Consider the following 24,519-nt stretch of genomic DNA (forward strand, 5'->3'; position numbering starts at 1 on the left):
GTGAAGTTCGTACCAAATGGCTGCTATTTAGTAGGAAAAAGGAAAGGTTAAATTGAAACGAAGGGCCAATATACCCGTAATGTAAAATGTTTGAAGGGTAATCCGCTTCATGTATTGAATGTATATAAAGCACAGTAATTAACAGGAAGGTGAACGGTATGAATCTAAAAATGGGCTATGTAATTTTATACGCGGAAAACCTGGACAAAACGAAACAGTTCTATGGAGAACTGCTTGGCCTGGAACTGCGGAATGAGTTTGGAACATACATAGAATATGATACTGGCAGTACGATTCTTTCATTTAATACGAGAGAAGGCGGGCGTGAGGTCACGGGGCTTCCGATTCCGGATGGGGTGAGAAAGGAGCAGACCTTCGAGCTTGGTTTCGTAACGGAAGAGGTGGAAGCTGTTGTAGAAAAGTTAAAGGGAGCAGGCGTTCCTATCCTGCTGGAGCCGATTGAAAAGCCCTGGGGGCAGAAGGTGGCTTATGTGGAAGATCCGGATGGACATTATATCGAAATTTGTTCGCCTATTGGATAAATAAGATCTAAAAAAAGGGAGTTGTTTCTCATTCTAGAAAACATTTTGAAGCAAGTTCAAAGGGGAACCCTTAGCGTTTCAGACGCAAAGGATCAGCTGGCAACCTTTGAGAATCTGGGTTTTGCCAAAGTGGATCATCATCGGAAGAAGCGGCAGGGTTTCCCGGAAGTGGTCTTTGGGGAAGGCAAGACAGCTGATCAAATCATTTCAATTATTCAATCTCTAAGAGCAAGAAATAATCAGGTTCTTGTTACCAGGATCTCTAATGAAAAGGCGAAAGCGGTTTTACTCGAGTGTCCTGAATTTATTTATCATGAAGTGGCACAAATTCTCTATTGGAAAGATGAAAAGAATATTGGCGAAAGCTCAGAAGGTTATATTGCAGTCGTTGCAGCAGGGACTTCAGATTTAAGGGTGGCTGAAGAGGCGGCTCTTACTGCAGAAGTGCTCGGAAGTGAGGTCCGCCGTTTCTATGATGTAGGGGTTGCGGGAATCCACCGGCTTTTAAATCATGCGGAAGAAATCCAGAATGCCACTGTTTCCGTAGTTGTGGCAGGAATGGAAGGAGCTCTCCCGAGTGTGGTTGGAGGACTGGTTTCCCATCCTGTTATAGCCGTTCCAACGAGCATTGGCTACGGTGCGAATTTCAATGGGCTATCAGCATTGCTCACGATGCTGAACTCATGTGCGTCAGGAATTAGCGTAGTAAATATTGACAATGGATTTGGCGGCGGATACAACGCGGTTCTCATCCATCGAATAGCACAAAAAGGGGCCGGGATTAATGAAGAGGATACTTTACTTTGATTGTTTCTCAGGAATGAGCGGAGATATGGTTATAGGGGCTTTAATTAATGCGGGGGCAGATCCTAGCGTTCTAGTTGAAGAATTAAAGAAGCTGGATATTGAAGATGAATATGAGCTGAAGTGGAAAAGGGTTGTGAAAAATGGCATTACAAGCACCAAGTTTGATGTGGTGTTATTGAATGAAGGTCAAGGCCATGGACATACGCATGAACGCAGCCATAGCCATGATCATCAACGCGGGCACGAAGAACACAGCCATAGTCATGATCATCAACACGGGCACGAAGAACACAGCCATAGCCATGATCATCATCACGGGCTTGAACATAGCCATAGCCATGATCATCAACACGAGCATGAACACAGCTATAGCCATGATCATCAACACAAGCACGAACACAGCCATAGCCATGATCATCATCACGGGCTTGAACACAGCCATAGCCACGACCACCATCATGAACATGAACACGGCCACAGTCACGACCATCATGATCATAACCACGACCATCATCATCACCGATCCTATTCGGATATTGCAAAGATGATAAAAGCAGCAGGGTTCAACCCCAAAGTTGAGGATATGGCGCTAAAAATCTTCCGGAAAATTGGAGAAGCGGAGGGTCTGATCCATGGACTTCCATTGGACAAAGTCCATTTCCATGAAGTGGGAGCGGTGGATTCAATTATTGATATTATCGGTGCTGCCATTTTAATAGACCAGTTAGATATTTCCAAAATTACGTCTTCGCCGGTTCCGGTTGGAAAGGGAAGAATCCATATTGATCATGGGATATATCCTGTGCCTGCACCTGCTACGCTTGAAATATTAAAAGGCGTTCCAATCGAACAATCGGATGTAAGAGCGGAGCTTACCACGCCAACAGGCGCCGCAATTGTTTCTGTACTGGCAGAGGAGTTTTGTTCGATACCTTCAATGAAAGTTCAATCCATTGGCTATGGAGCCGGAACTAAAACCTTTAAAAACCATCCCAATGTCCTGCGTGTCATTATCGGCGAGTAGACGTTCCATCTAAGAATGAGAGGAGTGAGTGAAATGGTTACTCAACTTCCGCCTGACCATGAGCATATGGATGATCAAATGTATAAAATGGAAGTCAATCTTGATGATATACCCGGGGAGTGGCTGGGCCATGTCATGGATCTGCTGTTTGAAGCAGGAGCAAACGATGTGTTCTACACTCCAATCTATATGAAGAAAAATAGGCCTGGAGTATTATTGCAGCTGCTTTGTTCGCAGGCAAAGGTGAATAAAATGAAAGACATCTTATTTGCTGAGACGACCACTCTCGGTATACGATATTACCCCTTAACGGTTCACCGATTGGAACGAACCTTTAAGAAGGTGAGCGTTGAATGGGGAACAGTGACGGTAAAAGAGGGAATATATAAGGGGGAAGTGGTCCAAAGAGCCCCGGAATATGAGGAATGCAAAAAGATTGCCGTCCTTCATAACATCCCTTTGAAAAAGGTCTATGAACAGATATGGAGAGCCTATGATGAAAATAGTTAGATTCAGTCCAAATGAATGTCAGCATGAAATTAGGAAGCTGGGAGAAAAGTTAACATGGTTATGAGTTTGATTTCAGTATTGTTTCTTGGATTTATTTTAGGGGTTAAGCATTCAATTGAACCCGATCATATTATTGCTGTTTCAACTATGGTAGGAAAGAGCAAGAAATTATTGCGTTCCACTTTAACAGGTGTGTTTTGGGGAATCGGACACACGATTACTCTCTTTATTGTGGGTATGGCTTTCATTCTCATGAAAGGAGAGCTGACAGATAAATGGGCAATGTCCCTTGAGTTTCTGGTCGGCATTATGCTGGTTTACTTAGGCATTAAGAGTTTGCTTTTTATGAAAAAGCAAGATTCTGACAGGGATACAGAATCCCGGGAAAAATCATCGCTAATTAAAGTGACCATTATCGGGTTCATTCATGGCCTTGCTGGAAGTGCAGCAATGGTGTTATTGACCATGTCAGCGGTGTCGACTGTTTGGGAAGGTGCATTATATATAGGGATATTTGGACTGGGAACTATCTTTGGCATGTTAACCTTTACCACGATTCTTGGTATTCCATTTGTTTATAGCAAAGGGAATGCTAAACTAAATCGGTTTTTGTCCCAAGCTGCCGGGTCAGTAAGTTTTCTATTTGGAATTTATTATATGTATAACCTCGGCATAACTGAGGGGTTATTTGGATTATGGGTTTAATAGGCTTTATCCCGGAAATTAAAAGGAGATCACATAGAGCGGTGTTTGAAATTGGCTGCCAAATTAACTAGTGTAACCTATCTATTTGATTAAAAGGATCCTGATCATTCGGATCCTTTTTTATGTGTGTGTAAAAAATATTGTTACTAATAGAAAAAGAGAGATTTTAATAGGTATCGAGAGAATTTATGGTTTATAAACGCTTTCATTCTAACTTGTATTTCCTGACAAATGTGATATGATTCTATTGTTTTTGTCGGCCCGACTTTGATGAGAGTTCAAAGTCATTACAATAAAAAATAATATCGTCTAGCAGGAGCGCCGAAAATCAGGCGCTCTGCGCTTTTCGAAGAAGGGGTGTTTGTTTGAAAGCTAATTCATTAAAAGAACAATGGTTTGGCAATGTAAAAGGGGACGTACTTGCCGGAATCGTGGTGGCATTGGCTCTAATTCCGGAGGCGATTGCTTTCTCCATTATTGCGGGTGTCGATCCAATGGTGGGATTGTATGCTTCTTTCTGTATTGCTGTGACCATTGCAATAGTTGGCGGAAGGCCTGGAATGATTTCTGCTGCAACCGGTGCGATGGCTTTACTGATGGTTACATTGGTTGCTGATCATGGATTGCAGTATTTATTTGCGGCGACCATTTTGACAGGGGCTCTGCAAATTTTATTTGGCGTGCTTAAATTGGCCCGTTTTATGAAATTTATTCCCCGTGCCGTTATGATCGGGTTTGTTAACGCGCTGGCGATTTTGATTTTTATGGCCCAGCTCGAGCAATTTGTGAGTGCTACATGGGTTATGTATGCGATGGTTGCCGGAGCATTAGCGATTATTTATATTTTCCCAAGGGTAACAAAAGCAGTGCCATCACCTCTAGTGGCTATTATTGTGATTACGGTCATTGCCATTATGACGAAAAGTGATGTTCGAACAGTTGGAGATATGGGAGCCTTAACTTCTGCATTGCCAACCTTTTTTATCCCGGATGTCCCATTAAATCTTGAGACTCTAAAAATTATCTTCCCTTATTCATTGGCCCTTGCAATTGTAGGCTTGCTTGAGTCCTTGCTGACTGCATCGATCGTTGACGATATGACTGATACAGCGAGTGATAAAAATATGGAAAGCCGCGGACAGGGTATTGCGAATATCGTGGCTGGTTTATTCGGCGGCATGGCAGGCTGTGCAATGATTGGGCAATCTGTTATTAACGTTAAATCAGGAGGTAGAGGCAGACTTTCTGCACTTGTTGCCGGTACCTTCCTTATGTTCTTGATTTTAGTATTAGGCAATATTGTCGTTCAAATACCGATGGCTGCATTAGTAGGTGTCATGATCATGGTTTCAATCGGAACTTTTGACTGGTCTTCGATAAAGGGGCTTGCCAAGACACCTGTCACAGATTCCATTGTTATGGTAACAACTACTGTGACAACTGTTTTTACTCACGATCTATCCAAAGGAGTATTCGCTGGTATTATTTTGAGTGCGATCTTCTTTGTTGCTAAAATTTCTAAGGTTCATGTTACTTCACGAATTGAGGGAGATAAGAAAATTTACGCTGTCACTGGCCAGGTTTTCTTTGCTTCTGTAGACGAACTTATAGCAGCATTTGACTTTAACGGAGATGTTAAAGAGGTTGAAATTGACTTTTCACAGGCGCATGTCTGGGATGACTCAGGTGTCGCTGCTATAGATAAAATTGTGTTAAAGCTTCGGGACAATGGAGTATTGGTCCGTTTATCAGGATTAAATGCACCGAGCTCCAACTTAATTGAGCGTTTGGCGGTTCACCGTAAACCTGGTGCAAAATTATCCGGACATTAATGAAAAGCACGTGATTGATTCACGTGCTTTTTTACATAGGAGTGTGTCAGGTTTTAGGAAGTCTAACCCATAAAATTGACAAAAGGCTGAAGGGTTCTGTGTCATAATAAAATAAAGAATGAAACCTCCTGGATAAATATCCGGGAGGTTTTTTGTTAATGAAAAATGTAACACTACTATCTTTGCCGGAATAACGCAAACTACTTAGAAAGAGAGGAGGGTTATTTTGGAGTATAAATCTTATAAACAGTCTTGGTTTGGCAATATAAAAGGAGATATGCTTTCCGGTGTTGTTGTCGCACTTGCCCTCATACCGGAAGCCATCGCCTTTTCTATTATTGCCGGTGTTGATCCGATGGTCGGGCTATATGCTGCTTTCACGATTGCGGTGACAATTGCTTTTGTGGGAGGACGGCCTGGAATGATATCTGCTGCTACCGGAGCGATGGCCCTGTTGTTTATCGACTTAGTAGCAGATTACGGTTTGGAATATTTATTGGCAGCAACAATACTGACAGGTGTTCTTCAAATACTTTTTGGAGTATTTAAGCTCGCTAACTATATGCGATTCATACCAAGATCGGTAATGGTCGGCTTTGTGAATGCACTGGCAATTCTAATCTTCATCTCCCAGCTTCAGCATTTTGAAGATGAAGGGTGGATTATATACCTGCTGGTTGCAGTTACATTGGGGATTATCTACCTACTTCCTTATTTGACAAAAGCTGTTCCTTCAACGCTTGTTGCCATCATTGCTGTAACGATTATTACAGTTTATATGAACATCAATGTTCGTACGGTCGGAGATCTTGGAGCTATTTCGAAAAGTTTGCCCGTCTTTTTATTGCCGGATATCCCCCTGACTTTTGATACATTGATTATCATTCTTCCTTATTCGCTTGCACTCGCGGTAGTTGGGCTGTTGGAATCTTTGCTTACTGCGGCAATAGTGGATGATATGACAGGCTCTGAAAGCAATAAAAATATGGAAAGCCGTGGCCAGGGGATTGCTAACATAATAACTGGCTTTTTTGGCGGAATGGCAGGGTGTGCGATGATCGGCCAATCAGTTATTAACGTAAAATCGGGCGGCCGAGGGCGACTTTCAGCATTTGTCGCAGGTGGATTTTTGATGTTTTTGATTGTTGTCCTGGGGGATATTGTCGTTCGCATTCCGATGGCAGCGCTGGCAGGAGTAATGATCATGGTTTCGATCAGCACGTTTGACTGGAATTCCCTAAAAACGATTCATCTGCTGCCGAGAACGGATGCGTTTGTAATGATTGCCACCGTCTTGACCGTAGTGTTAACGCATAACCTGGCAATCGGAGTATTCACCGGCATTTTGCTGAGTGCTATTTTCTTTGTCTCAAAAATTTCGAAAGTTCATGTCACTAGCAATATAGAGGAGAATACCCGTGTTTATCAAGTAAGGGGTGAACTGTTCTTTGCTTCTGTAACTGAATTTATAAAGCAGTTTGACTATAAGGAAGATAGAGCTGCTATTGAAATTGATCTTAGCAGGGCGCATTTATGGGATGATTCAGCCGTTGTGGCTATAGATAAAATTGTATATCGATTTGAGGAAAATGGAAAACATGTTACGGTAAATGGATTAAACGAAGACAGTTCGGAGTTAGTCGGAAAGCTGGCAAACAAACTCGGGTCTCATTAAAGGAGGTTTAACCATGTATAAAAAAATTTTGCTCGCGGCTGATGGTTCGGAACATTCGAAGCGTGCTGCTGAACATGCCATCAAGATTGCGAAGTGTGACAGTGAAACACAAATAATGGTGGTTTATGTTGTTGACGGTGACCGATCAAAATCGGATGTCCTAATGAATTGGAACTCTGCGGATTTTGGGGATAAGCGCAAAGATCGGATGAAAGAGGTAGAGAAAAAAGCCCAGGAGGCAGGAGTTAACTACGAAATCGTAGTGTTGCATGGTGAGCCAGGTCCAAGCATTGTTCAATACGCCAATAAAAATAAATTTGATTTAGTGGTAATCGGCAGCCGGGGATTGAATGGTCTCCAGGAACTTGTTTTAGGAGGAGTGAGCCATAAGGTTGCAAAAAGGGCAGAGTGCCCGGTGCTTATTGTTAAATAAAGAGCTGGCTTCAAGAAGGCTGGTTCTTTTCGTTTGTATGCGTTTACATATTGAGCGGCAGCCTATACAATTAATTTGATAATTCAGAATAATGTTTGTTAAACATCAATATTTTGACACAACTTTCTTCCTGGTTGTGTTGAATCAGCAAGCTGTTAAAAATAAGATTAATAGAGAAATTAACTTTCAGGGGTGAGGGTATGTATGTTTAAGAAAATTCTTATAGCTGCAGATGGATCCGATCATTCCATTCGGTCGGCAAAAAAAGCTGTGAATCTGGCTGAGCACAATCCGAATGCTGAAGTTACGGTGGTATATGCGATTGATGGGCAGACATCAAAGGAAGATATCCTTCACCATTTTGATAAGACGGTTGTAGATGAGGCAAGAAAACGCCGCTTGCAGCCAATAGAAGAAATATTAAAAGAAAAAGGCGTATCATATGAATTGAAAATTTTACAGGGCGAGCCCGGACCGGCCATTGTGGAATATGCCAATCAAAGAGACTTTGATATTGTGGTAGTGGGCAGCCGTGGATTAAATGCACTGCAGGAAATGGTGCTTGGAAGTGTAAGCCATAAAATTGCCAAACGGGTTAAAGCCCCGGTTTTGATTGTAAAATAAAAGAAAGCTGCCGGAAAAAAGCCTGAAATGGCTTTTTATCTGGCAGTTTTCTTTTTGGCTAAAGGGCTTTGTTTTCACTTTCCAAGTGATGTAAAGTTGGTGCAGCGCAAAGTGACCGATATATCAAAAAAGTGACCGATAAAATCAAAAAGTGACCGATATATTCAAAAAGTGACCGATAAAAATGAAATCTGACCGATAAATATGGGGAAGTGACCGATATATCCGCAAAAGCCAAAGACTGAACCCTAAAATTAGCTACTGGGGAGCCAAATACAGACATTTGTCCGGGATTTCGAATTCTATAAAAACAAAATTGGAGTACTGAAGGACAAAAATCAGCAAAACAAAAGGAAAATTGTCCAATCAAAGGGCTAATAAAGGGGCAAACGCAGTAAAGAGCGTTATGAAAATGCCAATTATAAGGATATTGAAGCCTGATCTCCTGATCAAACCTAAAAAAGATGCCCCATTCGGGACACCTTTCTAACTAGCTTGCTTTTACAGCCTGTGGCTGCGCTTTTTTATCTTTTCCGCTTGCTTTGTCAGACAGTAATGTCAGCGCTCCGTCACCTGTAACGTTGCAGGCTGTTCCAAAGCTGTCTTGAGCAAGGTATAAAGCAATCATAAGGGCAATCATTGTCTCGTTGAAGCCGAGCATGCTTTCAAGCAATCCAAGTGCCGCCATAACGGCTCCGCCTGGAACACCAGGTGCTGCAATCATGGTTACACCAAGCATTAAGACAAAAGGCAGGATTTCTGCGAAAGAAGCAGTTTGTCCTTGGAGCATCATAACCGCAATTGCACAGCTTACAAGAGTAATCGTGCTTCCTGACAGATGGATCGTTGCCAGTAAAGGAACAGAGAAATCCGCAATTTTTTCACGTGCGCCCAGCATTTTAACCTGCTTTAGGGTAACAGGAATCGTTGATGCGGATGATTGTGTTCCAAGTGCCGTAAAGTAAGCAGGCATCATGCTTTTAATCAGCTTAATCGGATTTGTTTTAGTAACACTTCCTGCAGCCGTATATTGAACCAGTAAAAAGATAATATGAAGGGCAATAATCATAACAAACACTTTTGCAAAAACAGACATGATGGCGCCAACTTGTCCGCCTTGTGTCATATTGGCAAAAATCCCGAAAATATGAACAGGAAGCAATGGAATTATAACTTTTTCAATCAATTTTTCGATAACATCACGGAAATCATTCATGGCATTTTGAAGCGTGTTTCCTTTAATCGCCGCTAAGCCAAGCCCTAAAGTGAATGAAATAAGAAGTGCTGTCATAACACCCATAACAGGAGGCATGTCCACCTGGAAAAATGGAGAAAGCAATGCTTCTTCCGGATTCTCAAATTCTTTGAAGCTTTGATTTTTTAGTAGAATCGGATATAAGAAAGTGGCTGTGAAGAATGCCAATAAACCTGCAGCAACTGTGGAGGCATAAGCAAAACCAGTTGTAATGCCCAACAGTTTGCCGGCTCCTTTGCCCATGCTGCCGATCCCTGGTGCGATAAACCCGATGATGATTAATGGAATGGCAAAGCCAAGAAAGTTTCCGAACAGCCCATTAAAAGTAGCAAATAGTTTAATTAACCATTCAAGAGAAAAAGAACCTAGTATAATACCTAAAGCGATAGCTAAAATAATTCTGGGGAGCAATCCAAACCTTTTCATTTTTGTCCTCCTTAAAAATACACCTGTTTTCCATAGGAGGATTATATCCTGTTTCAGATAAAAAGTTAAGAGTTAAAAATTTTGTTATAAAAATAAAATAATTATATGAATTCTGATTATTAATCTATTTATTTAGGGCTTATCTAAAGAATCGCTATATCATAAGAAATAAAGCGTTATCTAAAAATAATAATTCGATAGTTGGGTTTTAAATTATGGCAGAAAAGGAAGTAATAATAAGAGTATTTTTTCACGTTTAAGGATAAGAAAAGTTTCCTTTTCCCATGCTTTTTCATACATATAGGAATATGGGCGGATGTGCAGAAAAAAATTCCTTAATAATTGAACATGTAATCACTCCCTTTCTTAAATTAGAAAGTGTTACAATAAAGTGAAGCTCCACCAGCACGTATTTGCGCTGTTGGGCAAACAAGAGATGATACTTATACTGGAAATACCACTTGGCGAACTAAGCCGGGTAATCCATGATTGAATAATGGAGGTTCTTTTATGAAAACGAAGGTTGGCCTATTGTACGGCGGAAAATCCGCAGAACATAAAGTATCGATGCAGACAGCAATGGCTGTAATCAAAGCGTTGGACTTAGACAAATTTGAAATTCATCCAATTTATATATCCGAAGAAGGACAATGGGTTAAGGGCCCTCAATTGCAGGGCCCTGTTTCCCGTGTGAAGGAACTGGAATTTTCCCAAGGAGAAGCGCTTCCGCCAACAGCATTGGCACCGACTCTTTTTCAGGATTCTCAGCAAAAAGGTCCTTTTGATGTTATATTTCCGCTGCTTCACGGTCCAAATGGTGAAGATGGCACGGTTCAAGGCTTATTGGAGCTGCTCAACCTTCCGTATGTAGGCAATGGAGTATTGGCTTCATCTGCTGGCATGGATAAGGTAATCATGAAAAATATCTTTGCACAGGCAGGCCTTCCGCAGGTGAAATATGTCTGGTTTATCCGAAGTGAATGGGAAAATCAAACGGCCGCTGCCTATGATAAAGTTGAAAAGGAACTAGGCTACCCGTGTTTTGTTAAACCGGCTAACCTGGGTTCGAGTGTGGGCATCAGCAAGTGTATGAATCGTTCAGAGCTTGAGGAAGCGTTTAGAGAAGCTTTTCAATTCGACCGGAAAATAATAATTGAAGAAGGCGTGACAGCAAGGGAAATTGAAGCTGGCGTACTTGGCAATGACTATCCCGAATGCTCTGTTGCCGGAGAGATTGTTCCAAAAGTAGAGTTTTATGATTATAAAGCGAAATATGAAGATGGAGATACAGCCTTGATCATACCAGCTGAAATCTCTGAAAAGGAGTACAGCGAGCTGAAGGATATGGCGATCAAAGCATTTAAAGCCCTCGATTGCTCCGGACTTGTCAGAGCAGATTTCTTTTTGACGCGAGAGGGTAAACTATTCATTAACGAAGTGAATACAATGCCTGGCTTTACACCTTTCAGTATGTTCCCGCTTCTTTGGAAACATACTGGTGTTGAATATCCACAACTAATCGAAAAGCTTGTAAGCCTGGCAATCGAACGCCACGCTGAAAAACAAAATATTAAACACACAATGTAAAGCCATTTGGCTGCAATAACGTCATCATCAAGGAAACACGGCATATTTGTCGTGTTCCTTTTGTTCATACATAACGGATAGTGCTTCAGCTGCCATATGTGCATTTTGAAATACTGTCAAATTAGGAGGCCCCGTATGATTAAGAAAACACTTCAAGAGATTGGACAGATGATTAAGATTGAGAATGATTTTTCATCTTTTTATGATACCGCCGTTAAAGGGGTAAGCATTGATTCAAGAAAAATCGAGCAAGGCAATCTGTTTGTCCCTTTTAAAGGGGAAAATTCCGACGGCCATCGTTTTGTGGAAGACGCCCTTCGAAAAGGGGCAGCCGCAGCGTTCTGGCAAAAGGATGTCCCAAATCCTCCACTTCATTTGCCAATCCTGCTGGTTGAAGATACTTTGACAGCTCTCCAGGAATTGGCGAGAAGCTACCGCGACGAACTAAAGGTTAAAACAGTAGGCATTACAGGGAGCAACGGAAAAACAACAACCAAGGATATGACCGCAAATTTGCTTTCCTTAAAATACAAGGTTCAAAAGACAGAAGGAAACTACAATAACCATATCGGCCTGCCATTAACGATTCTCGCACTAAAAGAGGATACGGAAATTGCTGTATTGGAAATGGGCATGAGCGGCCGGGGGGAAATTGATTTTCTTACAAAGCTGGCCCGTCCGGAAACAGTAATTATTACAAATATAGGCGAGTCCCATCTTCAGGATTTGGGATCCAGGGAAGGGATTGCTGAAGCGAAACTTGAGATCGTTAATGGTCTCCAGGATAATGGATTGGTCATTTATTATGGTGACGAGCCGCTTCTTAATAAAAAATTAGAGTCTTACATGGGTTCTGCGGCTTTAAGAACCTTTGGCAGAACCAAAAAAAATGATGTCTACCCGATTAGGATTGAACAAAATGACAGTGGCAGTACCTTTAAGATTAATGGCACAAATGAAGAGTTTTATCTGCCGGTATTAGGTACGCATAATGTTCTTAATGCGCTGGCGGCTATGATTGCAGCTTCCCATTTTGGCGTGCCGTATGAAAAAATGAATGAAGGCTTCTCCGGCTTGAAGCTGACCAATATGCGAATGGAGCTTTTAGAAGGGAAGAATGGCGAGAAGATTATTAACGATGCCTATAATGCAAGCCCGACTTCTATGAATGCTGCGATTGAGCTTATTGCCAATCTGCCGGGCTATAAAAAGAAAATCCTGGTTCTCGGTGATATGCTGGAGCTTGGGCCTCAGGAGGAAGATTTCCATTTTACCATTGGGAAATCAGTAGATGCGGAAAAAGTTCATTATGTCTTTACATTTGGCAAGCTTGGCAAGTTTATTGCCAAAGGGGCGGAGCAATCACTTTCAGTTGAAAGGGTGTTTGCTTTTACAGAAAAACAGCCATTGATTGAAGAATTGAAAAAGCATGTCGATAACGAAACAATCGTACTGGTAAAAGCATCAAGAGGCATGAAGTTAGAAGAAGTTGTCTCAGCCCTTCAATAACTTTTACGAGGAGATTGAGCAATGATTGCAGATTTAGTCAAAAAACTGAAAATCGCTGGCAATATAAAACTGCTTGTTTTGAATGCGCCTGAACCGTATTTAAATAGCAAAGAGCAACTTCCTGAGGATGTTACGGTAGATGAGACTCCGGAAATGGATCAATACCCTTTTGTGCAAGTGTTTGTCAAAAATAAAGCCGAGGTTCAGCAATATGCAGGTCAGGCTTTGCATGTAATTGAGTATGACGGACTGTTATGGTTCTGTTATCCGAAAAAATCCTCTTCGATGTTTGAGGATTTAACAAGAGATGAAGGCTGGGAGCCTGTAAAGGAGGCTGGCTATGCAGGAATTGCGTCAGTCGCTATTGATGAAACCTGGTCGGCTATGCGCTTCCGTCCTGCTAAGGAGGTAGGGGGCAGCAAGAGAAGAAGTTCTCCGGCAAAAAGTGAAACTCAGTTCAATAAAGGTGAAACGCATAATGATACAGCTTTAACAGAAATCATGCAGGAGCTGGAACAGCATACTGAATGCCTTTCCTTTTTCAATTCGCTGGCACCTTCTTACAAACGTTCCTATATCGACTGGATCGCCAGTGCCAAGCGTGAGGAAACCAAACAGAAGCGAATGAAAGAAATGATTGTGAAGCTTTCAGAAGGGTATAAAAATCCTTACGCTAGGTAAATTGGACAAAAATGTTATTACAGTTAATAAGCCCCTGTTTCACGTGGAACAGGGGTTTGAATTATTTTTCTATCGTTCCTTTGATCTAAATCAAGCTCTTGTAATAGGTTTGATTAGTATGGGAAAAAGGAAAAAGTGTAAAATAGAATGGACTTCATTTTAAAAAAAGAAGGCGGTGCCACGGATGATTGGCTGCATGTGTATACATGGATTTACAGGAGCCCCCTATGAAGTGGAGCCCCTTGTTGAATATTTAAAGGAACATACAGACTGGGAGATTGCAGTTCCAACCTTGCCGGGTCACGGGGATGAATTAAAGCTTAAGGGCATCGCATATCACAAATGGATCGAGCATGCGGAAGAAGAACTAAAAGGGCTTATTGACCGGTGCGAAAAGGTATATGTGGTCGGTTTTTCAATGGGCGGCCTGATTGCCAGTTATTTAACCGTGCATTATCCTGTAGATAAATTGGTTCTGCTCAGTGCGGCTGCCTATTACGTAAATCCTAAACAGCTTTTTTTAGATATTAATGATATGGTAAAGGATGCTTTTCGAGGAAACTTGGCAGACAATGAAATGTTTGTCAGGTACAAAAGAAAAATCAGTGCGACACCTATAACAGCCACACTCCAGTTTCGCCGTCTGGTGGCTTCCATTAGGCCTATTCTAAATCAGGTCACCGTACCGACTCTAATCGCGCAAGGGGAAAGCGATGGCGTTGTTCCTCCCAGAAGTGCACGATACTTATACAATAATATAGGTTCTTCTGCTAAAAAACTGATTTTTTTAAAAGACTCGAAGCATTTAATCTGCCATAGTGAAGAAAGAGATCAACTCTTTCACGCAATCCTCGAATTTCTTAAGAAAAAGCCGGCATGATAAGGTTTTCAGCCAGTCGTCAAGTTTGCATTGCTTACTTAAAAATGGTAATATTAACACCAAAGTGCCAACAGGAACTTCTTTTGGAAACCCGGACATACTCCAGCAGGAGAATGTCTTTTTTCATTAAATACGGAAGTATGCATGCGCAGGAGATTGTGCCTAAGCTATTAAATTTCCTGGCCATGACGTATTTTCGGTTAGGCCGTATTTTATTGAGTGCTATCCATCTGATTAGGTTAGCCATTCATTTCAAGAGACCTACTTGTCCATAAATCAATTAGGGATTGAATTTACCCACATCCTTTCCTCAAGCGGGTTTCATATTGAGTGAGACTCTTCTTAGCGAAAATACACCGCACTTTTAAAAAAATAAGAAGGTATAGCTTTCTGAAGCCGGATACTTCCGGCTCAAGGCTCCTTTCAGGGATTGCCTAAACTTTTCTTATAATCGTCCGGAAGAGTGCCTCATAGGCCAATTTTCAGGAGAATTCCTGCCTGCAAATATGCGGGAACAAAATTTTTCTATGATTAGAAGGAGAATGAATACATTGACAAAGTTTCAAGACTTGGGCATCAGCCCAGCGACGATGAAATCACTAAAACGAATGGGGTTTGAAGAAGCGACTCCAATCCAGGCCCAAACGATTCCATTGAGCTTAGAAAATAAAGATTTAATTGGCCAGGCGCAAACTGGGACAGGAAAAACGGCTGCTTTTGGTATTCCGATGATCGATAAAATTGACAACACGAAGGAATTTATCCAGGGAATCGTGATCGCTCCAACTCGCGAGCTTGCCATTCAAGTATCTGAAGAGCTATATAAAATCGGCTATGGCAAAAGAACAAAAGTCCTTTCCATTTATGGAGGACAGGATATTAACCGCCAAATTCGCGCATTAAAGAATAAGCCGCATATTATTGTTGGAACGCCAGGACGGATTCTGGACCATATCAACCGCAAAACGCTACGCCTTGATCATGTCCACACGGCAATTCTCGATGAAGCGGATGAAATGCTGAATATGGGTTTCATTGATGACATTGAAGCAATCCTTGCACAGATTCCTGAAGAGCGCCAGACGCTACTTTTCTCGGCAACTATGCCAGCCCCAATCCGCAGAATGGCAGAGCGTTTCATGAAGGACCCTCAAGTTGTCCGGGTAAAAGCAAAGGAAATGACTGTATCATCTATTGAACAATATTATATTGAAGTTCATGAAAAGAATAAGTTTGACGTGCTGACAAGGCTATTGGATATCCAATCACCTGAATTGGCGATTGTTTTTGGACGCACCAAGCGCCGCGTTGACGAGCTTGCAGAGGCATTGAACCTGCGCGGGTACATGGCAGAAGGAATTCACGGAGACTTAAGCCAGGCGAAGCGTATTTCTGTTTTGCGTAAATTTAAGGAAGGCAGCATTGATGTCCTTGTAGCGACCGATGTTGCCGCTCGCGGATTGGATATTTCCGGCGTGACACATGTATACAATTTTGATATCCCGCAGGATCCTGAAAGCTATGTTCACCGGATTGGTCGTACAGGACGCGCCGGCAAAACTGGTGTTGCGATGACATTTATCAACCCGCGCGAAAAATCTTATCTGCATGTTGTTGAAAAAACTACGAAAAGAAAAATGGAACGCATGGATGCTCCAACGCTGGATGAAGCACTTGAAGGCCAACAAAAAGCGGTTATGGATAAAATTCTGCAAACGATTGAAGAAAATAACCTTGGCAGCTATAAAGAAGCTGCGGATGAATTGCTTGCCCAGAAGGACGCTTCAACAGTTGTTCAGGCTGTACTGAAAATGCTGACAAAAGAACCGGATACAACTCCTGTTAGGCTAACAGAAGAAAAGCCGCTTCCAGCCAAGCGTGACCGAAAGCCTAACGACCGCAGCCGCGGCGGCTACGGCGGAAGAGGCAGACAAGGAGGCCAAAAAGGATCCTACAAATCCCGCCAAGGCCACACTGGAAAACGCCATAATAACAACAACCGATCAAACAGCAATAGCTATCGGTAAATTTGAGGGAGCAGAGTTTCTGCTCTCTTTTTTGCTGGGGAAAAGGTCTCCGGTGAGGAGTGGCAAATCAGTTTTCCGTTATTACCTGACAAGCCTTTTAGAGTAATTTCTCCCCCCGGCCGTACATACTAAGAAAAACGCCGGTACAGGAGGAGCCAAACATGACGATTGTACGCCTTGGATATGTTGCAATGAGCATGAATTTAAAAAACGCTTCGCCCTCGCAAACGATGACGTTCAAACAATTTTCTGCAATCAAGGATCGGGAAGCGGCCATTGGCAGGCTTGAGCGGATTGCAGTTTCTAACCTGGAGAATTGTCTCCGCTTGCTGAAGCATAATAACGCTCATGATATTCATTTTTTTCGGCTCAGCTCCCGTTTAATTCCGCTTGCCAATCATGAGGAATTGTCTGATTGGAAGTTTATGCGCCCTCTTAAAGGGGCTTTATCCCAAATCGGGGACTTTTTAGAGGAGCATCAGATGAGGGTCGATTTTCACCCGGACCATTTTGTCCTGCTTAATACACCAAAAGTGGATACGCTGAATATGTCCATTAAAACGTTAGCCATGCATGAGGCGCTGTTAAAAGGAATGCGGGTTGATCCGGCTCATCGTTGTGTTCTCCACATAGGCGGCGGTTATGAGGATAAAGAAAAGGCTCTGGAGCAGTTTATACATAATTGGGGGTTCACGCCAGCCAGCATTCAGCAAATGATTATCCTCGAGAACGATGATACGACCTTTACGCTTGATGACACCTTGTATCTTTGTGAAAAACTTGGAATTCCGCTTGTTTTTGATTACCATCACCATCAGGCAAACTTTCAGAACGGCAACTGGATTGATCAGTGGGAGAGGGCTGCTGCTACATGGGATCATTCCGAACTTCCTGTGAAAATGCATATCTCCAGCCCGAAATCGGATAAGGATTTCAGGGCCCATGCCGATTATGTTGACTCTGAAATGTTCATGGAGTTCCTTCAGAATATAAAAGGCTCAGTGCCGGAAATCCATTGTATGATTGAAGCGAAGATGAAGGACAGTGCATTATTTCAGCTGGCTGAAGACTTAAGGACGAAACATAGCCTTAAATTTATCGACCAATCGAGCTTTGAAATTTAAGCAAATGCCCTGCACTTTTTTCATAAAAGGGAGACACTTCTTTTGGGTGTCATGTATACTAATAACAGTGATATTTTGGAATTTCAGGGGGTACTACATGATTACAGAGCCGCATAAAAGGATCCCGGCGCGGGGGCTGCTTGCGTGGAGAATCTCCGGCACGATCCACTCTGTATTTCCTTTGCTTTTATCAGGGGGAATCATTGCTTTAGCCATCCTATTCGATTGGCCTATCTGGGTGATTGGGGCTGCCCTGATGTTTTTTTCTGCCTATGCCTATTTTGTAATCACGGTCATTCCTGCTTTAAGGTGGAAGAGATGGAGATATGAGGTTCGGGAAAATGAAATTGAACTTAAGCGTGGAATTTTTGTTATTAAAAGGACGCTTGTCCCGATGATTCGGGTACAGCATGTAGACACAAGGCAAGGGCCCATTTTGAGAAAGTATCGGCTGGCAACTGTGACAATATCCACTGCTGCTACAGTCCATGAGATTCCTGCGTTGGATGTGGAGGAAGCAGAGGAGCTTCGTTTTTTCATTTCTCAATTGGCAAGGGTTGCAGATGATGATGTCTAATCCAAAAAGGCTTCATCCCATATCTGCGGTAGCCAATTTCCTTAAGCAGCTAAAGGAATTAATTGTCCCGTTTTTAATCTTTGTGGTTTTCGGAAGCAGGGGAGGAAACGGCGAAGTGTTTCAGCTGGTTATTACAGCTGGGGTTGTTATAGCCGTGTTTATCATCGGAGTCCTATCCTGGCTAAGGTATACCTATAGGCTGGAGGAAGGGGAGCTCCGGATTGAGTATGGTATTTTAGTCAGAAAGAAAAGGTATATCCCGTTTGAACGAATTCAAAGTCTGGACTTATCTGAAGGACTGCTGCAGAGGCCTTTCGGGCTTGTGAAGATGAAAGTGGAAACCGCTGGTTCGAGCGGTGCCGGAGATGCAGAAGCGGTGCTGACCGCTATTTCCAGGAAAGATGCTGATTATATTCAACAGGCATTTTCGACGGCCAAAAAAAGACCCTCAGAAAACCGTAATAAATTAGAATCGGCAGCAGCAAGGCCGAAAGTCATTTATAAAATCTCAGCGGGTGAGCTTCTTCTTCTTGCTTCAACCTCAGGTGGAGTGGGAGTCGTCCTTTCGGCAGTGTTTGCTTTCATTTTTCAATTTGAAGAAATTATTCCTTATGAAAAAGTTTTTGCAGGACTGGAAGGGTTCATGGCAAACGGCATCATTTTTGTGAGCATTCTTGTCTTTATCGGCTTTTTACTTGCATGGATTATCGCCCTTGTAGGATCGATGATAAAGTATGCCGGCTTCACACTGAAAAAAACAGAAAAGGAATTAATCATAACCAGAGGTTTACTGGAGAAAAGGCAAATTACCATTCCGCTGCACCGCATCCAGGCTATTCAAATCAGTGAGAATCTTATAAGGCAGCCGATTGGTTTAGCCACTGTTTATATCGAAAGTGCCGGCGGTTCCATTGAAGATAGTGATAGCGCCCGCGTCATGGCTTTGCCAATTGTTAAAAGAAGCAGAATCGCTGGATTGCTAAAATCACATTTGCCTGATTACGAACTTCAGCCAGGATTTTTCAAAGCCCCCAAAAGAGCACTCAATAGGTATATATGGAGGGGGCTTCTGGTGGTAATGCCGTTTATCATTGCTCCAATTATTTTTTTCAGGCCGTGGGGATACCTCTCTCTGCTGCTGCTGATCATCTCAATTATCTGGTCGTATCTTAAGTACAAAGATGCGGGCTGGGATATAAGTTCACATCAGCTTGCTCTCAGGTATCGCGGTATAGTCAGGACGACAGTATTTATGAGGAAGAATCGGATCCAGTCTCTTACGATGAGCGAAAGCTTCTTTCAGAAAAGGCGGAATCTGGCTACCATTGAAGCGGCGGTCATGTCTGGGACGGGGGGAACAGGCGGAACGGTGCTTGATCTTGATCGAAATGATGTATGTGCCATATATAAATGGTACTCCTATACAAGCTTGAACGGAAATACTCCTTTACAAAAAGAAAAGCGCCCATGAGCGCTTTTTTTATAGTATCAGAATTTAATCTTTGAATTTAGATAACTGCCCAGCTCCGGCGCCTCCGCTTTTCTTATTACCTTGCAAGAAACCCCAGGATAGCCAGCAGCAAAATCACCCCCCAAAGAATTAGCCTGGAAGCTGGTAACCCTTTTAGAGAAGGACGCAATCGGGATATTCTTCTAGGATGCGGTATTCCTGATGCCATAGATGGACGTCCTTTCGAAAGGAAAGCAGCACCGATCAGGAACCCGGCAATAAGCCCGAAAATATGGGCTGTTACATTGATGTTTGGCTGCAAAAAGGTCATGATCACACCAATTACGGTAATGGTGAGTATGATTTGCGAGTTTTCCCTTGATAAAAGGTCTTTCCGGAAGATTATGACCGCCGCAAAGTAGCCGAATAAACCAAATATAGCTCCGCTTGCCCCAACATGTATATATGTCATAGGTTCCAAAAGGAGTGTGGCGATGTTAGCTGCCACCCCGGCTGTAACATATAGAAAGATGAATTTTGTTTTCCCGAGTATCCGTTCCAGAGCGGGACCAAATAGAACAAGTGAAAAGCTGTTAAATAGAACATGGGGAAATCCGCTATGCAAAATCATTGGGGTGAAAAGGCGCCAATATTCACCCTGGATGATATATAGATTGACTCCCGCGAGTTTTTCAAATATCAGCGCATTGGGAAAAATGGGAATGACCGTTAATAAATAGAGTAAGATATGGATAAAAATGATGGCGGAAACAACAGGGTATAAGCGAATAAATTCTTTTAAGCTTTCCGTTCTCGTAAACATAGGTATCCTCCATTATTTTGGGTTGATAGGTTCTTATATTTTCATCATAGCCTGAAAAGGCAGTTTTCAGCATGCGATAACCCTTGTTCATGTGAGTAAAGCGTCTGCATAGGCCAGTAACAAGGTCCTTGTGTGTACATATCCAAGCTTCTACTGTATTCTTTATGCAACAAATAATCTAATTAGAAGGAAGATGAGTGATGATTTCCGGTATTGGGGTAGATATGACTGAACTTGACCGTATCCGAAAAATAATAGCCAGGCAGGGTCGGTTTCCTGAGCGGATTCTGACTTCGAAGGAGATGGCTGTGTATAATAGCTTGCCAGAAAAAAGGCGTGCCGAATATCTTGCCGGGAGGTTTGCTGCGAAAGAGGCTTTCTCCAAAGCGGCCGGAACCGGGATTGGCGAGAAGCTTTCTTTTCAGGATATTGAAATTGAAAAGGATGAACTGGGCAAGCCATTTATTTCGAAGCCTTTTAAAAAAGGTGTCCATCTGTCAATCTCTCACAGCAGAGAGTATGCTGTTGCTCAGGTGGTGATAGAAAGAGCTTAAGAATTTGGCTATGATTTGATTCTGGCCCCTGGTGTTTGGAGCGGAAGGCACGAGACTCAAGCGGGAGAAGTGTGTCAAAAGGAGACCCGCAGGCGCGTTATGCGCCAAGGAGCGTCGGACCGCCCGCAGTTCGCTGAGTGCCTGGAGCGGAAATTAACAGCAATTAACAGAGGCAAGAAATTCAAAAAGCTTGTCATTCCCCCTAGCATATTCCCTAAGGTTGTCTCATATATTCATAGTGCGATAGGAGAGACAGGCCAAATGGATTGGCCGTTCTCACTGAAATGAGACAAAGGGGCTGAAGGAATGAAGAAAAAGTTGTTAATGCTGCTTGCCGGGCTCATGGCTGTTTTTGCATTGTCTGCCTGTGGATCTAAATCACAAGGTGATGTTGTAAAGGAGCTTGGCAATAAGCTGGAAGACATTAAAGGGTATAAGGCAGATGCCAAAATGACCCTGCAGATGGGCACTGACCCGCAAACCTACGATATTGAAGTGTGGCATAAGGAACCAACCTATTACCGGGTGAACCTGAAAAATGCCCAAAAGGACCAGAGCCAAATGATTCTGCGAAACGATGACGGCGTATTTGTCCTCACTCCTGCGCTGAATAAAAGTTTCCGTTTCCAGAGCGATTGGCCGCAGAACAGCAGCCAGGCTTATTTATATGAATCACTGGTCAAGGATATTATTGAGGATAAGGAAGCTAAATTCTCTGCTACTAAAGATCATTATGTTTTTGAAACGAAGACAAGATACCAAAATAATCAAATGCTTCCAATCCAGGAAATTACTTTGAAAAAGTCGGACTTGTCACCGGTTAGCGTTAAGGTTATGGATCCGGATAAAAATGCACTTGTAACTGTAGAATTTTCAAATGTGAAGTTTAATGCCAGCTTTGATAAAAAGGACTTTGATATGCAGAAGAATATGACAGGCGCCCAGCTCGAAGTACCGGTTATGGCAGAGGTGGAAGAACAGGAATTCTCAGTTAAATATCCTCAAATGGAAATCGCCGGAGTGAATTTAGTCGATGAGAAGGAAATGAAAACAGAAGACGGAAAGCGGGTTGTTTTAACCTATGATGGCGAGAAATCCTTCACGCTTGTACAGGAAAAAGCAACTGTAATGCCAACTTCATCCACTGTAACTTCAGTCAAAGGGGAACCGGTTGATCTTGGATTCACAATTGGAGCTTTATCTGACAACACCATCTCATGGACATACCAGGGTGTTGATTATATGATTGCTTCCAACGATTTATCTCCGGAAGAAATGTCCATGCTTGCCCGTTCCGTACAGGGTGACATGGTGAAATAAAGTTTTCAATAGACAGGTCCTCAAGAGGGGCCTGTTTTATTGTTGTTTATAGATCATTTAGTTGTTTTTGCTCAAAAATCAGGATGAGTTTCCGTGAATTAAACTGATTTTCATTCTGTCTCCCTTTCGCTTTACATATTATCGGCCACTTTTAAAGATTTATCGGTCAGATTTTGTTTTTATCGGTCAATTTTTAAATATATCGGTCAAAATTTATTTTTATCGGTCACTTTTCTTTATATAGGTTACAAGGCCATATAGCAGGGTTTGTTAAAATCATGGGTACAAACCGATTTGCGTTAAAAAATAAATTTCAAATTTATGGGCAAATAATTCATTTGACAAATACTCCCGAGGAGTTTAATAATCGACATGTACAGAATTATGGCATTGGCTAAAGGACGTGAATACATCAATGGGTGAACAAACAAAAATGTATAGAGATACATGGGCAGAGATAAATCTTGACCATATTTCATATAATGTAGAGTCAATGAAAAAGCATGTAGATGAAGGCACAATTGTCATTGCTGTTGTGAAGGCAAACGGTTATGGGCATGGCGATGCCGCTGTGGCTGAAGCTGCATTGAATGCAGGTGCTTCCTGTCTTGCGGTTGCAACATTGGATGAGGCAATGGCTTTGAGAAAGAAAAAGATTGCAGCCCCAATTTTAGTAATGGGTGCAAGCCGTCCGGAAAATGCGGGTGATGCAGCCAAAGAGAATATTACTCTTACGGTTTTCCAAAAGGATTGGCTTTCTGCTGCAAAAGGTTATATCAAGAGTGCAGATACACTTCATATCCACTTGAAGTTTGACACAGGAATGGGACGCCTGGGCATTCGCAGCCGGGATGAGCTGCAGGAAATTGAGAGCGTTATCAAAGGGGACAAGCGTTTTCTGATAGAAGGAGCATTTACCCACTTTGCCACTGCAGACTCATTGGATAATGCTTATTTTGAACAGCAATTAAGCCGGTTTGAAGAGATGGCGGGCTGGATGGAGGAGGCTCCAAAGTATGTTCATTCCAGCAATAGTGCTGCAGGTCTGAGGTTTCCCCAGGCCCATTTAAATGCTGTCAGAATGGGGATCAGCATGTATGGGCTGGCTCCTTCAATGGAAATGAAGCCTGAACTTCCTTTTCCGCTGAAAGAAGCCTTTTCCCTTCATACAAGAATTGCCCATGTCAAGAAGCTTCATAAAGGTGAAAAGGTTAGCTATGGTGCTACTTATGAGGCCGGTGAGGATGAATGGATCGCGACTTTGCCTATTGGTTATGCGGATGGCTGGATCCGAAAACTTCAGGGGCAGGAAGTACTTACAGAAGGTATAAGGGTTCCGATTGTTGGCAGAATATGTATGGATCAATGCATGATTAAGCTTCCTCATGAAATGCCTGTTGGAACTCAGGTTACCCTGATTGGCGAGCAGGGCGGCGAAAAAATCCACGTAGATGAAATCGCCCAAAAACTTGAAACAATCAACTATGAAGTTACCTGTATGGTATCTTCGCGGGTTCCGCGCATATATAAAAGAGATGGCCATATTATCGGGGGAGTCAATTATCTGCTATAATGAAAGCATTAAAAAGGGTTGGGGTTTCAAACTTCAATAACTGTCTTTCTTCACAAGCAGGGTAGCGTTCATTGTACGACTAAAAAACGGTAGCTCTTATGAGAAGACTTCATCGGCTCGAGGGGGCGACCGCGATAGGCACCTTGTGCTATTCTTAATTTAATGCATAAAAGGCTATTTTTTTGGCCGATAATACAGAAGAATTAAAGAACCCCCTTTGCATTAGGCGTTATTAATGGTAATATTGAAAATGGTAGATATAAAAATGGTGTGTAGTGATGGTGGAGGTGTATGTTTGTGTCTGAGTCCAGCACAACAACAGAGATAATGGTAAAATTACCGCAACATCTTTTAACCGAGTTAGACGGTTTTGCAAAGCAGGAAAACGTTAACCGGAGTGAATTCATTTATCAGGCAACCAAAATGTATTTGCGTGAACGCAAAAAAAGACAAATTCGCGAATCCATGAGACGAGGCTATATGGAGATGGCGAAAATAAATTTGACGATTGCATCTGAAGCATTTCAAGCGGAATACGAGGCAGAACACACAGTTGAACGTCTAGTAAGCGGAGGATAATC

Annotated in this window: 21 protein-coding genes and 1 pseudogene; 20 read left to right on the forward strand and 2 right to left on the reverse strand. The window is 42.4% G+C overall.

Annotation, left to right across the window (positions count from 1 at the left end; all coding sequences use genetic code 11):
- The first annotated feature begins 158 nt into the window (after positions 1 to 158).
- The 8 genes and pseudogenes from DFO73_RS24180 (at position 159) to DFO73_RS24220 (ending at position 8,152) form a co-directional block, all read left to right on the forward strand.
- Positions 159 to 542, forward strand: coding sequence for a VOC family protein (locus DFO73_RS24180; RefSeq protein ID WP_110067258.1), 384 nt, complete (start codon positions 159 to 161; stop codon positions 540 to 542).
- A 30-nt stretch (positions 543 to 572) separates the two neighbouring features.
- Positions 573 to 1,349 carry a nickel pincer cofactor biosynthesis protein LarB gene (gene larB / locus DFO73_RS24185; protein ID WP_110067287.1) on the forward strand — a complete coding sequence of 259 codons (777 nt, stop codon included), beginning with the start codon at positions 573 to 575 and terminating at the stop codon, positions 1,347 to 1,349.
- 25 nt (positions 1,350 to 1,374) lie between these two features.
- Positions 1,375 to 2,883, forward strand: a pseudogene (gene larC, locus DFO73_RS29525) (nickel pincer cofactor biosynthesis protein LarC).
- Between the two features lie 54 nt (positions 2,884 to 2,937).
- Complete coding sequence (locus tag DFO73_RS24200) at positions 2,938 to 3,588, forward strand: sulfite exporter TauE/SafE family protein (protein WP_110067261.1); 651 nt, start codon at positions 2,938 to 2,940, stop codon at positions 3,586 to 3,588.
- A gap of 365 nt (positions 3,589 to 3,953) precedes the next feature.
- Complete coding sequence (locus DFO73_RS24205; RefSeq protein ID WP_110067262.1) at positions 3,954 to 5,420, forward strand: SulP family inorganic anion transporter; 1,467 nt, start codon at positions 3,954 to 3,956, stop codon at positions 5,418 to 5,420.
- Between the two features lie 226 nt (positions 5,421 to 5,646).
- Positions 5,647 to 7,095, forward strand: coding sequence for a SulP family inorganic anion transporter (locus DFO73_RS24210; RefSeq protein WP_258309737.1), 1,449 nt, complete (start codon positions 5,647 to 5,649; stop codon positions 7,093 to 7,095).
- Between the two features lie 13 nt (positions 7,096 to 7,108).
- Positions 7,109 to 7,528 (forward strand): universal stress protein, encoded by a 420-nt coding sequence (locus DFO73_RS24215; RefSeq protein ID WP_110067263.1) that lies wholly within the window; start codon positions 7,109 to 7,111, stop codon positions 7,526 to 7,528.
- Between the two features lie 204 nt (positions 7,529 to 7,732).
- Positions 7,733 to 8,152 carry a universal stress protein gene (locus DFO73_RS24220; protein ID WP_110067264.1) on the forward strand — a complete coding sequence of 140 codons (420 nt, stop codon included), beginning with the start codon at positions 7,733 to 7,735 and terminating at the stop codon, positions 8,150 to 8,152.
- Positions 8,153 to 8,642: 490 nt separating this feature from the next.
- Here DFO73_RS24220 and DFO73_RS24225 read toward each other — a convergent pair whose 3' ends face one another.
- The gene (locus tag DFO73_RS24225; protein WP_110067265.1) at positions 8,643 to 9,833 is read right to left on the reverse strand and encodes a dicarboxylate/amino acid:cation symporter; all 1,191 of its coding nucleotides are present in this window, start codon (positions 9,831 to 9,833) and stop codon (positions 8,643 to 8,645) included.
- A 510-nt stretch (positions 9,834 to 10,343) separates the two neighbouring features.
- On the opposite strand from DFO73_RS24225, the gene DFO73_RS24230 reads away from it, so the two are divergent.
- From DFO73_RS24230 to DFO73_RS24265, 8 genes are all read left to right on the forward strand, one after another.
- The gene (locus tag DFO73_RS24230) at positions 10,344 to 11,420 is read left to right on the forward strand and encodes a D-alanine--D-alanine ligase (RefSeq protein ID WP_110067266.1); all 1,077 of its coding nucleotides are present in this window, start codon (positions 10,344 to 10,346) and stop codon (positions 11,418 to 11,420) included.
- A 135-nt stretch (positions 11,421 to 11,555) separates the two neighbouring features.
- A complete protein-coding gene (locus DFO73_RS24235; RefSeq protein ID WP_110067267.1) occupies positions 11,556 to 12,929 on the forward strand; it encodes a UDP-N-acetylmuramoyl-tripeptide--D-alanyl-D-alanine ligase in 1,374 nt (457 codons plus the stop codon).
- A 21-nt stretch (positions 12,930 to 12,950) separates the two neighbouring features.
- Positions 12,951 to 13,610 carry a YdeI/OmpD-associated family protein gene (locus DFO73_RS24240; protein WP_110067268.1) on the forward strand — a complete coding sequence of 220 codons (660 nt, stop codon included), beginning with the start codon at positions 12,951 to 12,953 and terminating at the stop codon, positions 13,608 to 13,610.
- A 184-nt stretch (positions 13,611 to 13,794) separates the two neighbouring features.
- A complete protein-coding gene (locus DFO73_RS24245) occupies positions 13,795 to 14,490 on the forward strand; it encodes an alpha/beta hydrolase (protein WP_110067269.1) in 696 nt (231 codons plus the stop codon).
- Positions 14,491 to 15,041: 551 nt separating this feature from the next.
- The gene (locus DFO73_RS24250; protein ID WP_110067270.1) at positions 15,042 to 16,517 is read left to right on the forward strand and encodes a DEAD/DEAH box helicase; all 1,476 of its coding nucleotides are present in this window, start codon (positions 15,042 to 15,044) and stop codon (positions 16,515 to 16,517) included.
- Positions 16,518 to 16,678: 161 nt separating this feature from the next.
- A complete protein-coding gene (gene uvsE / locus DFO73_RS24255) occupies positions 16,679 to 17,641 on the forward strand; it encodes a UV DNA damage repair endonuclease UvsE (RefSeq protein WP_110067271.1) in 963 nt (320 codons plus the stop codon).
- Between the two features lie 97 nt (positions 17,642 to 17,738).
- Positions 17,739 to 18,218: a PH domain-containing protein gene (locus DFO73_RS24260; protein ID WP_110067272.1), complete on the forward strand. Its 480-nt coding sequence runs from the start codon at positions 17,739 to 17,741 to the stop codon at positions 18,216 to 18,218.
- Positions 18,208 to 19,689 carry a PH domain-containing protein gene (locus DFO73_RS24265; RefSeq protein ID WP_110067273.1) on the forward strand — a complete coding sequence of 494 codons (1,482 nt, stop codon included), beginning with the start codon at positions 18,208 to 18,210 and terminating at the stop codon, positions 19,687 to 19,689. Before DFO73_RS24260 ends, DFO73_RS24265 begins: the two co-directional genes overlap by 11 nt.
- A gap of 76 nt (positions 19,690 to 19,765) precedes the next feature.
- On the opposite strand, the gene DFO73_RS24270 is transcribed toward DFO73_RS24265, so the two are convergent.
- Complete coding sequence (locus tag DFO73_RS24270; protein WP_110067274.1) at positions 19,766 to 20,491, reverse strand: rhomboid family intramembrane serine protease; 726 nt, start codon at positions 20,489 to 20,491, stop codon at positions 19,766 to 19,768.
- A 200-nt stretch (positions 20,492 to 20,691) separates the two neighbouring features.
- Between DFO73_RS24270 and acpS the strand changes: the two genes are divergently transcribed.
- From acpS to DFO73_RS24295, 4 genes are all read left to right on the forward strand, one after another.
- Complete coding sequence (gene acpS / locus DFO73_RS24275; protein ID WP_110067275.1) at positions 20,692 to 21,045, forward strand: holo-ACP synthase; 354 nt, start codon at positions 20,692 to 20,694, stop codon at positions 21,043 to 21,045.
- 306 nt (positions 21,046 to 21,351) lie between these two features.
- A complete protein-coding gene (locus DFO73_RS24285) occupies positions 21,352 to 22,365 on the forward strand; it encodes a LolA family protein (RefSeq protein WP_110067277.1) in 1,014 nt (337 codons plus the stop codon).
- Between the two features lie 415 nt (positions 22,366 to 22,780).
- Positions 22,781 to 23,938 (forward strand): alanine racemase, encoded by a 1,158-nt coding sequence (gene alr / locus DFO73_RS24290; RefSeq protein ID WP_110067278.1) that lies wholly within the window; start codon positions 22,781 to 22,783, stop codon positions 23,936 to 23,938.
- A gap of 297 nt (positions 23,939 to 24,235) precedes the next feature.
- The gene (locus DFO73_RS24295) at positions 24,236 to 24,517 is read left to right on the forward strand and encodes a CopG family ribbon-helix-helix protein (protein ID WP_035331931.1); all 282 of its coding nucleotides are present in this window, start codon (positions 24,236 to 24,238) and stop codon (positions 24,515 to 24,517) included.
- Positions 24,518 to 24,519: the final 2 nt, after the last annotated feature.

Origin of the sequence: Cytobacillus oceanisediminis (assembly GCF_003182355.1) — a bacterium.
In the GTDB taxonomy this organism is placed as follows: Bacteria; Bacillota; Bacilli; order Bacillales; family Cytobacillaceae; genus Cytobacillus; species Cytobacillus oceanisediminis_A.